Origin of the sequence: Spirosoma endbachense (assembly GCF_010233585.1) — a bacterium.
GTDB classification, from domain to species: Bacteria; Bacteroidota; Bacteroidia; order Cytophagales; family Spirosomataceae; genus Spirosoma; species Spirosoma endbachense.
Map to the genome: position 1 here is coordinate 6,521,979 of NZ_CP045997.1, position 13,112 is coordinate 6,535,090.

Annotated in this window: 11 protein-coding genes; 4 read left to right on the forward strand and 7 right to left on the reverse strand. The window is 47.8% G+C overall.

Annotated features, from left to right (window positions below; all coding sequences use genetic code 11):
- The first annotated feature begins 65 nt into the window (after window positions 1-65).
- Together GJR95_RS26650 and GJR95_RS26655 are read left to right on the forward strand one after the other, a co-directional pair.
- Window positions 66-278 carry a hypothetical protein gene (locus GJR95_RS26650; protein WP_162388755.1) on the forward strand — a complete coding sequence of 71 codons (213 nt, stop codon included), beginning with the start codon at window positions 66-68 and terminating at the stop codon, window positions 276-278.
- The gene (locus GJR95_RS26655) at window positions 271-735 is read left to right on the forward strand and encodes a nucleotidyltransferase (RefSeq protein ID WP_162388756.1); all 465 of its coding nucleotides are present in this window, start codon (window positions 271-273) and stop codon (window positions 733-735) included. The genes GJR95_RS26650 and GJR95_RS26655 overlap by 8 nt, the downstream gene beginning before the upstream one ends.
- Window positions 736-755: 20 nt before the next feature.
- On the opposite strand, the gene mraY is transcribed toward GJR95_RS26655, so the two are convergent.
- The 6 genes from mraY to GJR95_RS26685 form a co-directional block, all read right to left on the reverse strand.
- Window positions 756-1,964 (reverse strand): phospho-N-acetylmuramoyl-pentapeptide-transferase, encoded by a 1,209-nt coding sequence (gene mraY / locus GJR95_RS26660; RefSeq protein WP_162388757.1) that lies wholly within the window; start codon window positions 1,962-1,964, stop codon window positions 756-758.
- A 104-nt stretch (window positions 1,965-2,068) separates the two neighbouring features.
- A complete protein-coding gene (locus GJR95_RS26665; protein WP_162388758.1) occupies window positions 2,069-3,547 on the reverse strand; it encodes a UDP-N-acetylmuramoyl-L-alanyl-D-glutamate--2,6-diaminopimelate ligase in 1,479 nt (492 codons plus the stop codon).
- Between the two features lie 96 nt (window positions 3,548-3,643).
- Window positions 3,644-5,758: a penicillin-binding protein gene (locus GJR95_RS26670; RefSeq protein ID WP_162388759.1), complete on the reverse strand. Its 2,115-nt coding sequence runs from the start codon at window positions 5,756-5,758 to the stop codon at window positions 3,644-3,646.
- Window positions 5,748-6,146, reverse strand: coding sequence for an FtsL-like putative cell division protein (locus GJR95_RS26675; protein WP_162388760.1), 399 nt, complete (start codon window positions 6,144-6,146; stop codon window positions 5,748-5,750). Before GJR95_RS26675 ends, GJR95_RS26670 begins: the two co-directional genes overlap by 11 nt.
- A 122-nt stretch (window positions 6,147-6,268) precedes the next feature.
- On the reverse strand, window positions 6,269-7,762 hold the full coding sequence (locus GJR95_RS26680; RefSeq protein WP_162388761.1) for a M20/M25/M40 family metallo-hydrolase: 1,494 nt from the start codon (window positions 7,760-7,762) through the stop codon (window positions 6,269-6,271).
- Between the two features lie 219 nt (window positions 7,763-7,981).
- Window positions 7,982-8,671, reverse strand: coding sequence for a DUF3431 domain-containing protein (locus GJR95_RS26685; RefSeq protein WP_162388762.1), 690 nt, complete (start codon window positions 8,669-8,671; stop codon window positions 7,982-7,984).
- A gap of 98 nt (window positions 8,672-8,769) precedes the next feature.
- Between GJR95_RS26685 and GJR95_RS26690 the strand changes: the two genes are divergently transcribed.
- Window positions 8,770-10,887 carry a S9 family peptidase gene (locus GJR95_RS26690; RefSeq protein ID WP_162388763.1) on the forward strand — a complete coding sequence of 706 codons (2,118 nt, stop codon included), beginning with the start codon at window positions 8,770-8,772 and terminating at the stop codon, window positions 10,885-10,887.
- A 138-nt stretch (window positions 10,888-11,025) separates the two neighbouring features.
- A complete protein-coding gene (locus GJR95_RS26695) occupies window positions 11,026-12,150 on the forward strand; it encodes a hypothetical protein (RefSeq protein ID WP_162388764.1) in 1,125 nt (374 codons plus the stop codon).
- Window positions 12,151-12,173: 23 nt separating this feature from the next.
- Here the strand turns inward: GJR95_RS26695 and GJR95_RS26700 are convergent, their stop codons facing one another.
- Entirely contained in the window at window positions 12,174-13,076 is a 903-nt protein-coding gene (locus GJR95_RS26700; protein ID WP_162388765.1) for an SAM hydrolase/SAM-dependent halogenase family protein, read from the reverse strand.
- Between the last annotated feature and the right edge of the window lie 36 nt (window positions 13,077-13,112).

The window sequence follows — 13,112 nt, forward strand, 5'->3', positions numbered from 1 at the left end:
CAAAGGTATGGCTAGAATATAGCCAAAAATCGGTAATTTTGGAACGGCTAACCTGATGATGCAACATGGCTGATTCTTTTCGACTTGATCGTACTGCGTTTCACATGGGTACACACGAGGAAACAGAATATTATCATGCCCGTAATCAGCCTAAAACCTTTACCGAACGCTTACAAGCAGCTACCTACTTAAATAGTATTGCGTTTCGGTATGATATCAATAATCCGCCCCGATTAGACCGAACAGCATTTTCGGCTCGAAAACACGAAAATGGCTAACTTATTTAATCCTGATTTTCAGGATTTTGTGGAAGCTTTACGAAGACAAGACGTCCGATATGTGTTAGTTGGCGGTTACTCGGTTATCCTGCATGGCTACAATCGAACAACTGGTGATATGGACATTCTTGTAGAAAAGTCTGCCGAAAACTATGCACGACTAGTCAGGGCTTTCCATGACTTCGGAATGCCAACTTTTGATATGACTGCTGATAACTACTTGAATAACCCTGCTTTCGATGTGTTCACATTTGGCCGCCCTCCTGTGGCTATCGATATTTTAACCACCATGAAAGGAGTGGCTTTTGAGGAGGTTTTTTTACAGGCTTTTGACGCAGAGGTAGATGGGTTAACAATACGACTTATTCATTATAATGACCTTATTCGTGCCAAACAAGCAGCAGGACGTGCGCGAGACTTGAACGATATTGAGCAATTAAAAAAGAGCCGGGAATAAGTATCACTGCTCTTTAGGTCTTACCGCAGTTTCAATGTCGCTAAGGCCAGAACGGCCAGGATAATTCCGATAATCCAGAAGCGTGTTACCAGTTTAGCTTCATGGTAGCCTTTCTTCTGAAAATGATGGTGTAGGGGCGACATCAGGAAGATTCGCCTACCTTCACCATACTTGCGTTTGGTGTATTTAAAATAGCTCACCTGCATAATTACCGACACCAGCTCGACCAGAAAAATGCCACAGATAATGGGAATCATCAGCTCTTTTCGAATAGCCAGAAATAATACGGCTATCACCCCTCCCAGCATCAGGCTACCGGTATCGCCCATGAATACCTGCGCAGGATAAGAGTTGTACCACAAAAAACCGACGCAGGCGCCAACGAAGGCTGCACAGAAAATTACCAGTTCGCCCGCATTGGGGATGTACATGATATTCAGGTACTGCGAGAAAACTTTATTACCCGACAGGTAGGCCAGAACACCAATTGTCAACCCAATAATGACGGACGTACCAGCGGCCAAACCGTCGATACCATCGGTGATATTGGCCCCATTGGAAACCGCCGTAATAATAAAAATGCAGATCAGGACATAGACAATCCAGGTATAACTATCGGGCACGACGCCGAATAGCAGTGAGCTGTAATCAAATTCGTTGTTCTTAACGAATGGAACCGTCGTGAGTGTTGACTTGATATCAGTATAAATATCAGGCACCGTCGATGTGCTCAGCAGTCGGGGAGCGTATTTGCGGATTTTAACATAGTCGTTGAAGGATAATGTGAGACCAACAATCAACCCCAGACCAACCTGTCCAACAACCTTAAACTTACCTTGTAGTCCCTCTTTATTTTTCTTGAAAACCTTGATATAGTCATCTAGAAACCCAATTAATCCTGTCCATACGGTCGACACAAGCGCAAGAACGACATATACATTGGACAGTTTCGCAAAAAGCAGTGCAGGAATCAGCAGCGATGCCAGAATAATAAATCCACCCATGGTTGGCGTACCCCGCTTTTGCATCTGCCCTTCCAAACCCAGATCGCGAATAGATTCTCCAATCTGAAGATTGCGGAGTATATCGATAATGCGACGACCAAAGATAGCGGCAATGAGCAGGGAGGTTATGACAGCACCAAGCGCCCGGAACGATATATATTGAAAAACCCCGGCTCCAGGGAAATTGTAGCGTTCGTCCAGTAAATGGAATAGGTAATAGAGCATTTTAAAAGAGCGAAAGAGTGAAAGAGTGAACGAGTAAAAAGGCAGGAGCAATTAGTTATTCGCTTTTTCGCCTTCTATTCTTCCGCTCTTTGTACAGGCCAAAGTTACTGATTTCCGCGTTCCGAGAAAGCTTCCTGTAACACGGCATGGTCATCAAAATCGTATTTAATTCCCTTAATTTCCTGATAGGTTTCATGCCCTTTGCCCGCTACAAGAATAATATCGTGCGGCCTGGCTATAGAAACGGCTCGTTTTATGGCATCACGGCGGTCTTCTATCGTTACCGTTTTTTTGTAATCAACGGGCGAAACACCAGCCTGCATCTGTTCCAGAATTGCCATCGGATCTTCGTTCCGCGGATTGTCGGACGTCAGAATGACGCGATTGCTGAACCGGCAGGCAATGTCGGCCATAATGGGTCGCTTTGCAGCATCACGATTGCCGCCACAGCCCACAACCGTTATAATCTGCGGCTGGCGTCCCTGCTCGTCATCTTGGAGTATTTCGTTAATTGTTTCCAGTACGTTTTGTAACGCATCAGGTGTATGGGCATAATCGACAATACCAACAATTTTATCATCGGAAACAACCTGCTCAAATCGACCTGGTGGTGGCGTAATTCCAGACAATAATGTCAATACCTCGGCAGGATCTTCGCCCAGCAGCACGGCCGTGCCATAAACACTGAGCAGATTGTAGCCGTTAAACCGGCCGATAAGTTTAAACCAGACTTCTTTGTCGTCAACCAGCATATTAAGGCCAAACAGGCTGTCGGCAATAATTTTCCCTTTAAAGGTTGCTAATGTTTGCAGCGAATAGGTTTCCTTTCTGGCTGCCGTATTTTGTAGCATCACCAGCCCACGTTTGTCATCTACGTTGGTTAGTGCAAAAGCAGAAGCTGGTAACTGGTCGAAAAAACCCTTTTTTGCCCGTATATAGTTGTCGAACGTTCCATGAAAATCCAGATGATCGTGGGTAATATTTGTAAAAATCCCTCCGGCGAAAGTTAACCCCGCGATACGCTCCTGCACCACCGCATGTGAGCTCACTTCCATAAATACATGGGTGCAGCCATACGTCAACATCTGCGTTAACAGCTGATTGGTAGTGATTACATCGGGAGTGGTATGCGTAGCCGGAATAACCTGATCATCAATCTGATTCTGAACGGTTGACAGAAGGCCGCAGCGGTATCCTAACCCCCTAAATAACCGAAAGAGCAGTGTAGCAACGGACGTTTTACCATTTGTACCCGTTACCCCAATAAGTTTCAGCTTTTGTGAGGGTTGGCCATAAAAATTAGCGGCTACAAGCCCCATTGTTCGGGCAGAATCCAGCACGCGCACATAAGCCACTGAAGGGTCGGTCTCGACAGGAAATTCTTCGCACAACACGGCCGAAGCGCCCTGTTTAACCGCAGTTGCAATGAAATTATGTCCATCGGTAACTGTGCCACGAACGGCCACAAACAAACTACCGGGACCTACCTTACGGGAGTCCATGGTAAGATTCGTGATGTCGGTGCTCATACTGCCAGATGTAGCCAGCAGCGAAATTTTATAAAAAAGATCTTTCAGTTGCATACGTATAGAACGGGCCTCATGCCGTTTTCGCGAGTGCAAAAAAACGGCATGGGCCCCGTTCTACCTAATTTTCAGATAACCGTACGATAGGGTATTTCATCCCATTTTCAGAGTAATCACCTTTGCGCCCACTTGGTCGTCACCGGAGCCGGGCGTAATCGACTGTTCTTTAACCTTGCCCCTTCCTTCAACCACAACCTTAAATCCGCGATTTTCCAACAGATAAACCGCATCGCGAAGCGTCAGACCGCGCACATCGGGAACGTGGCCGGGTCGCGTCGGGCGTGATTTCCAGCGGCCACTCGGTGTAGCTTCAACCCAACCTTCTGTTGACGGCTCGTTTCTAATTTTTAAGGCTGTACTGATCGTATGCAGATCATCGGAATAGCCTGCCAGCAAGCCAGTCGTAGAGCGTGGTTGCGATGCCCTTGCCCGAATAGGCGCATGCATACGAATATCATAAGCAACAATTCGGTCGGCAACTTCTTTAAAGACTGGCGCTGCTACAGCTCCTGCATACAGTAAATCTATATTGTCACCCTGCGGTGTATCTACGACCGTAATCATGCTATACTTGGGCCTATCGGCGGGGAAATAGCCAATGAATGAGGTATAGTATTTACCGACCTGATACCGCCCATTGATCACCTTCTGAGCCGTACCCGTCTTACCTGCAATGGCATAGTTCGGATTGTTAATGTGGCGAGCCGTACCATGTTCTACGACTCCGCGCAATAACTCCTGGGCTCTGCGAGCAGTTTGTGGCGAGCAGATCGGTTCGGGAAGCACATAGGGCGTATTGTCTTCTATGATCTCATCGGCAAGCTTGATCTGTTTAACGATCATCGGGCGAACCCATCGACCATTATTGGCCACGGCATTATAGAACGTCAGCATTTGCAGCGGAGTAATCTGCATTTCATAGCCGTAAGACATGGAGGTCAGCGAGACTTTACTCCAGCCTTTCATGTCAGGATTACGAACCACCGGAATGGCCTCACCTTTCATGTGAATACCGGTTGCCTTATCGAGATGAAATCGGCGCAGGTAGTCACAATAGCGGTCGGCCCTACTATAGAAATGACTCCGCATCAGCAGGTGAATCCCGACATTCGACGACTTTTCAAAGACTTGCCGGGCCGTAATTGTACCAGAACCTCCCCGTTTAGCATCATGAATGCCCAGACCATGATACTGCATCGAGCCCCCTCCTGTTGCAACAGATTGCTCAAGCGAAATAGCTTTATCTTCAAGAAGAGCCATCATTGTGGCTAATTTGAAGGTAGAGCCAGGGTCCGTACGGCCAGCCAGTGCATGGTTAAAATTCTCAACGTACCGATCTCCCTGCTTGGTCAGATTAGCCATTGCCCGGATTTCGCCCGTTGCTACTTCCATTACGATGACGCACCCTTTGGCCGCATTGTATTTTTGGAGAGCCGACCGCAAAGCCGTTTCGGCCATATCCTGATAGTTGACGTCGATGGTCGTATACAGATCCATTCCTGGTTCTGGCTTCATATCAGGGCCATCCTCAACGGGTTTACGAACTCCGCCAGACAGTACTTCAACCAGCCCAACGGCATTTTTACCCGCCAAAGCAGGCTGAAAACTGGCTTCCAGCCCAATTAGCCCCCGACCCGTTTTGGCATCAAGATTGCCAATGGTTCGTTCGGCCATATGGTCGAATGGATGATAGCGCTCATAATATGGACGTAACACCCCGCCCCTGGCAGCCACCTTTGGCGATGACCGAAAAAACGGCCACTTCAGCATATACTGCCGTTGCTGAAAGGTAACGCGTTTACGATTCAGCAGCACATACCGGCGTTTGTGAGCTCGGGCATCGATAACGAGCCCGGTATAATCCTGGGCTGAACGATCACCATAAATTCGTGACAATAGCAAGCCCAACGAGTCTTTTTTCTTGTCGAAGTAATCCTGCTTGGCCATCGTTGGGTCCAGCCCGACAACATACGTAGGCAATGAGGTAGCCAGCAGACTTCTGCCATCGTTCGCATAAATATTGCCGCGCATGGCCCGTATGGTATCGCGCTGAATAAGCGTTGCCGCTACCCGTTCGCGCCAGAATTTGCCTTTAAATGTCTGAAAATACTGTACGTAGACGAGCCGAAAAATAACGCTCAGGGAAAGAACAACCACAACGTAATAAACGTGGTTGGCCCGTTGAATGATGTCTTGTTTAATGTTCATTGCTCTTGACGACGATTTTATGGGGTGGATTTTGGCTGTCGGATAATCCTATTTCGGCCACACGCTTGCTAAGTTCAGACTGTTTTCCGCTCTTCATAAAATCGGCCTGCAAAACAGTATACTGCGACCGTAATTCATCTACCTGCGTTTTGGTACGCTGAATTCGGCGCACAAGACGTTCTGCATTATGGTTTAAGCCAATATAAACAACGAGCAGAAAAGTAACCCATAAAATACGGTCGATATGGCGAATTGGCCAGGAGTTGTCTTCACCAAAGAGCCGGTCTAAGCCGATGAAATCATTGAGCCACGAGGCCATTCTGAGTCGGCGACGTTGCTTTTTCTGTTTAGCAACCCGTTCGGGTTCCCGGAATGTATTCTTAGCCATGATGGGTCAGGATTCGCGTCCACAAAGTAACGAAAAACACTACGCCACCCGTAGCCTATAAATAAGAAACGATGACAACTTTTTGGCAAAGTGTCATCGTTTCTTAATAGCTAAAGAAGTGGTTACTCTTTCCAGCGCCACTCATTGGCAATCTGCAAGGGTGTTCGTAAGCCCTGTGTTACCAGATAATCACGAGTTTGCGTATCCGTTTGGCGACGAGTCGGAATATCATCGGCATCGGCAAGGGCAAAAAGCAGCATGGTTGAGTAGCGGACGGTGTTTTTCAGCTGGTCGGCATTGACAAGCGTAATGCGATCGCAGTTAGCATGATAGCAATCCAGTACTTCGCGGGCAAGATGACCATTCATACCAACGACCGGAACGCCTTCGAGCATGAACGGCTGATGATCGGAATGAAGTCCGGCCTGATTTTGCATCTCGTTGGCAAATGCCGGTTCAGCACGCTTGATCGTTTCGCCGACCGTATTCAAAAACGATACCATATCGGAACGACCAAACGCATTCAGCCCCGTCGGATCATTGGTCATATCGAGGTTCAACATATAGCGGACTTTATCGAGTTGCCCGCTTTTTTTTAGATTTTCGACCATCGCCCGCGACCCAAGCAGGCCCTGCTCTTCACCCATAAAGAGAACAAATTCAATGGTACGCTTGGGTTTCAGTTTCAGTGCTTTGAACGTCCGGGCAATGTCCATGATCGCGAATGAACCGATGCCGTTATCAATGGCCCCCGTTGCCAGATCCCAGGAGTCCAGATGTCCACCGACAATGATCTTTTCGTCAGGATACTTCGAGCCTTTGAGTGTAGCAATGACATTTCGGGCCCGAATCTTACGACTCGTGTTGGTCATGTCGATAACAGCATGCAGCGGATTAGCCTCTTCCTGCATCCATGAACGCAACGATTGTCCGCTTTCGTAAGAGATACAGACAGATGGGATCGAAATCAGTTTACCCGTAACCGAGGCCGTTCCGGTCAGTAATACATTTCCCGGAACAAGGTTGACCATGATCACCCCCGAAGCCCCATACTGAATGGCTAGTGCTGTTTTTTCGGAGCGATGTAAGTTGCGGGCACCTTTTGTGGGAGCGGCCAGGCCAATGTTTACCAGCGCAACTTTACCTTTCAATTTATCTTTTAAGGCCGCAAAATCGCCTTCCAGTCCATTGCCGACATCCACGATTTCACCTTTCACGTGGGCCTCAACGGGTGAGTGTGCCAGCGACACAACCTTTACTTCCCGAAAATTATCGCTCCGGTTCGGCACAACCGATAAAGTAACGGTGTCGCGTGTCCAGGCTTCGACCTCAAAAGGCTCGTAACGAACTTCCTTGAAGCCATAAGACGACAGGAGATCAAAAGCATACGTTTCGGCGCGGGTGCCGTTGGGACTACCCGTAAGCCGATGACCTACCTGCTGCGTTGCATCGGAGAGCGTTTCATAGGCTCGACTGTGCTGCATAACCTCCTCATTGATACGTGTGAAGGCTTTTTCGAGCGAAATAGTGTTGGAGTAAAAAGCGGTCAGGAAACCGGCAGTGCCAATACAGAACAGGACGAGCCGGAAGTGGGGCACGTAAAACGTTCGGTGCATAGAGGGTTGGTTAATTCTTCGCTAAATATACAAAAAAGACCGCTGATTTTGGGGCCAACTAGTCAGACACTTTATACGGTAAAAGCGTTCGGTCAGATGATAAAAAAACTGAAAAGTAATTTGTCTGTGTTGTTCGTTTCCAATGTGATGTGGTGTCAGTTTCTCAAAACTGACACCACATCACATTGGAAACGAACAACACATCACGTTGGAAATTGGCTACGATTTTGCGGGCAATTGGTGTTTCATCGGCTTCAGGTAGACGGTTTGTCGACCGGCAAGCCAGTCGGGGTCGATACCGATCAGACCAAAAACGCGGTCCCAGCTCCGTTCGAAACAATGGGCCGCATCAGGAAATGTGATGGACACAGCCAGAGCCCGTTCATAAAAAGCAAGTGATTGTTGCCGAATGGCATCGCGATGGATGGCAAACTGAGCACCCAACACAAACGTGTATAACGCTGGCCCAGCCGTATCAAACAGCGCCTGGTGAAAGCCCCGCAAATCAAGTCCCCGCCCATCCTCGTTTTTGCTCCACGGTTGAAAAAGGCGTTCACCCCGGTTATCATCGGTGTCGATCAGATGGCCCAGCCAGTGAAATGGCTTTTGAACCGGATCGTTTACGTCGCCAGACTTATCGACAAATGATTTTACGGTTTTCTTAAAATCAAACGCATGATCGAAAGGCTTTCCCTGGGCGAAAAGTGTCCAGTCGGCCAGCGAATCATATCGACTAACTATGTGGTATAAATACGTATGCGCTTCCCGGCCAATGTTAGGCAGCAAAATCGCATCAGATCCGGCTGATTGATCCGGACTTTTATCGTAAACAGTCAGGCGAATTCCGGCGGGCAGGTTGCGGAGCCAGTTAAGATTTTCCGTGTAATGAGCAACGACGAGTTCGAGCATAACGAACCTATAAGGTTTCCGAAAGCGTATAGGTTTCGTCAATCTGTAGCTTATTTTTACGAGCAAGCTTCCGAAACGAACTGCCCTGACGGACTGTTATGAAACGAACTTGTTTTACTCTCATTACCACGCTCACGCTGTATAGCATGACACAGGCACAAACACTTAAGGCTCCCAAGGCCGCGATTAAACCGAAAGAATTAATCACGAACGGCCACAAGCGAATCGACAATTATTATTACCTCAATGAGCGGGAAAATCCGGAGGTTATCAAGTATCTGAAAGCCGAAAACGCTTACCTCGATCAGGTACTGGCGCCCGTTAAGGGTCTACAGGAAAAGCTCTTTGAGGAGATGAAAGGCCGCATCAAGCAACAGGATGAATCCGTTCCGTATAAAGAAGGGCCGTATTATTATTACACCCGATTCATAACTGGGGGCGAGTACCCGATTTATTGCCGTAAAAAGGGCTCTCTGGAAGGTATCGAAGAGGTAATGTTCGACGGTAACGCCATGGCCAAGGGACACAATTACTACCAGATCGGTGGGTATGAAGTGTCGGATAATGACGAACTGGCCATTTTCGCCGAAGATACCGTTAGCCGACGGCTCTATACGCTACGGATAAAAAACCTGAAAACGGGTCAGATTTATCCCGAAGTCATTCCGGATACCGAAGGCGGCAGTTTCGCCTGGGCGACCGACAACAAGACCTTGTTTTACATCAAGAAAGACCCACAGACGCTACTGGGTTATCAGGTATATCGGCATGTACTGGGCACAGATCCCAAAACCGATGTGCTGGTTTACGAAGAGCAGGATAACCAATTTTACATGGGGCTGGGTCGATCAAAATCCAAGAAATACATCACGATTGGATCTGATCACAACGGCACTTCTACGGAATATCGCCTTCTGGAAGCCAGCAATCCAACGGGCGAATTCAAGGTTTTTCTGCCGCGGGAGAAGGGTCATGAATACGATATCGTTCACTATCAGAACAAATTCTATGTCCGAACGAACTGGAAGGCTGAGAATTTCCGGTTAATGGAAGTGCCGGAAGGCAAAACTACCGACCGTACTGCCTGGAAAGAAGTAATTGCCCATCGGCCCGACGTTTATCTCGACAATATGGACGTATTTGTCAATCACCTGGTATTGGGTGAACGGAAAGCGGGCCTGACCAACATTCGGGTTATTAACCAAAAAACCAAAACCGACGAATACCTCGACTTTGGCGAACCGGCTTATGTTGCGGGCATTGGTTATAACCCGGATTTCAACACGAATGTGCTGCGTTATAGTTATGCATCCCTGACAACGCCCAATTCAACCTTCGATTATAACATGGACACCCATGAGAAAAAGCTGATGAAACAGCAGGAGGTACTGGGTGGTTTCGATAAAAATAACTATGTCTCGGAGCGGTTTTACGTGACGGCCCGCGACGGTGCGCAGGTTCCGGTTTCCCTTGTTTATCGGAAAGACACGCCCAAAGATGGCTCGGCTCCTCTCCTCCAGTATTCCTACGGTTCCTATGGGTACTCTACCGATCCAGGCTTTGGCTCTACGCGCCTGAGCCTGCTCGACCGGGGCTTTATCTATGCCATCTCACACATCCGGGGCGGCCAGGAAATGGGTCGTCGATGGTACGAAGATGGCAAGATGCTGAAGAAGAAAAATACGTTTAACGACTTCGTAGATGTATCGGAATACCTCATCAAAAACAAGTATACCAGCTCCGATAAGCTGTTTGCGATGGGTGGCAGCGCGGGCGGTTTGCTGATGGGAGCCATAATCAATCAGGCTCCGCAACTGTATCGGGGGGTAGTGGCGGCTGTGCCGTTTGTGGATGTGGTCACAACCATGCTCGACGAAAGCATTCCGCTCACAACGGGTGAATTTGAGGAGTGGGGTAATCCAAAGCAAAAACAGTATTACGACTACATGCTGTCGTATTCGCCCTACGATAATGTTGAAAAGAAAGCCTATCCGAACCTGCTCGTAACCACGGGTCTGCACGATTCGCAGGTGCAATACTGGGAACCAGCGAAATGGGTCGCCAAACTACGGGCAATGAAAACCAATAACAATCAGCTTCTGCTCCATACTAACATGGAAGCGGGCCACGGTGGCGCATCGGGCCGATTTCAGGCGCTCAGGGAAATTGCGCTGGAGTATGCTTTCATGCTGAATCTGGTTGGCGAGAAGCAGTAGGGTATAGGTAATAACGATAGCTCAAAGGGCGTGTTTCTTGCTTACCCTTTGAGCTACTTTTCTGAATGCTTAGCATTCAAGTTTAAGTCTTGTTGCGTTACTTGGTTTTGTTTTGCCTTATTAAACAACCTCTACATTATGTCTAATCCCCAGCTCGTTCTTATTCCGACGCCCGGCAAAGACAAAGCTCCACTCTCGAAAGCCCAGAAAGAGTTTAATCGGCTGACCAGTAAAATTGGCGAGTTGGAGGATAATCTAAGTCTCTTCCGATCAGCCGCTACTAAAATTCAGCACCGCATCTATACCGAGTATGAGCCCTTATTGAACGAGTTCAATCAACTGCGGGCCAACCTAGTACGCGTGTTCGACCGGGCATACGAACGGCCTGAAACAACCAAAGTGGAGAAGAAAAAACTGGTAGACCTGATCGTCAATCTGACGTATAATCTGATTAGTGAACACGGCCTGGACGAACTCAAACCGATCTTCGACAAGTACGATACCGATGGCTTCGATGCTACCGATGCCGAAGCCGACCAACAGGTTTCAGAGGTAATGAAAGAAATGGTCAGTTCGATGTACGGAATCAAGTTCGACGAGAACGCGGATATCAGTACTCAGGAAAAATTCATGGCGTACATAGAAGAACAGCTGCAGGCCCGACAGGCCGACGATCAGCGGGAAGCGGAAGAGAAACGGGCAAAAAAGCCAAAATCAGCGAAGCAACAGGAGCGTGAAGCAAAAAAACAGCTTGAAGAACGTAACATCACGAAAGCGGTACGAACCCTCTACATGGACCTGGTAAAGGCTTTTCACCCCGACCGTGAACCCGACGAAGCAGAGAAGACACGCAAAACCGAAATTATGCAGCGTGTGACCAAAGCCTACGAAAAAAGCGACCTTCTTGCCCTGCTTCGGCTCCAGCTCGAATTCAACCGGATCGACCAGCAACATCTGGAATCACTGGCCGAAACCCAGTTGAAGTACTATAATAAAATTCTGAAGCAACAGGCCGATGAGCTCAGTGACGAACTATTTGGTCTGCAAAGTCAACTATCGGGCATGCTTGGCAAACCGTTCATGATGGTCAACTCAGTCTTAGGACTTGAATTCAGCTTTAACAACGACATCCGTGAGTTAAAAAAGGACATTAAAGCCACAAAGAAAGATGTAAAAGACCTCTCCGACCCTGCCATTCTGAAAGCCTGGCTCAAGTCTTATAAAATTCGGAAGGCCGATGATACGGATATGTTTTTCAGCTAATCCAGATCGAAGCCTTGTTTACATTAGGGCTGCCTGCTCACAACAACTTTCCAGTCGGCACCACTGAATACCTTATACTTCTCCGAAAAATTGCCCTGATTAACGGCAACCGAAAAGTTCAGTAGACTATTGATATAGGCCACATCATCGCCAACTGGTGCTTCACCAAACGTATTGACGAGCCGAATGGGTTTATCGTACAGCGTTTCATTTTTATGCATAATCTGCACACGTAGCATCTCGCCGGACTTAGAACCGAGTTGTACCAGCATCGCTTTGGGAATATTAGTCCAGACATTACCATACTGAATATCAAGAGCCGGAATGTTTCCTTTCAGCACACCGTTTGAAAACTCGGCTTTCTGATACGGCAAACGAACCACGTCTTTACGAATGGTTGAACCGACTTGTTGAAATGTAATGGTGCGGGATGCAAGTCGGGCAGCCGTGTATGCATACACATCACGTCCGTGAAAGGTATAGGATTCATTCGAATTTTTCAGCCGATTGACAGCTTCGTCAATTTCCCGGATCTCGCCAATGCCCAAATGCTCCGCAATTAATGTCAGAGTACCGTTATCAGGTGTCACAATATAGTGGCCTGATTTTGTGAGCAATACAACCGAGTGCCGATCTGTACCAACGCCAGGGTCACAGACCGAAACAAAAACAGTTCCTTTCGGATAATAAGGGACCGTCTGATGGAGTCGGTAAGCAGCTTCCCAGATATCGTAAGCGGGTATTTCATGCGTGAGATCAAACAGCTTTAGATCTGCTGAGACGCCCATGGCCACACCTTTCATGGCTGATACGGCTCCATCTTTCAGACCAAAATCAGATTGAAAAACGACAATACCATTCTGAGCCGTAGCAAGTTGACGGAAGCAAAAGAGAATCAGAAAGGTGAGTTTGTAACGGATGTGCATAGCTGATGATTGGTAGGACTATTTACAAATATAGAG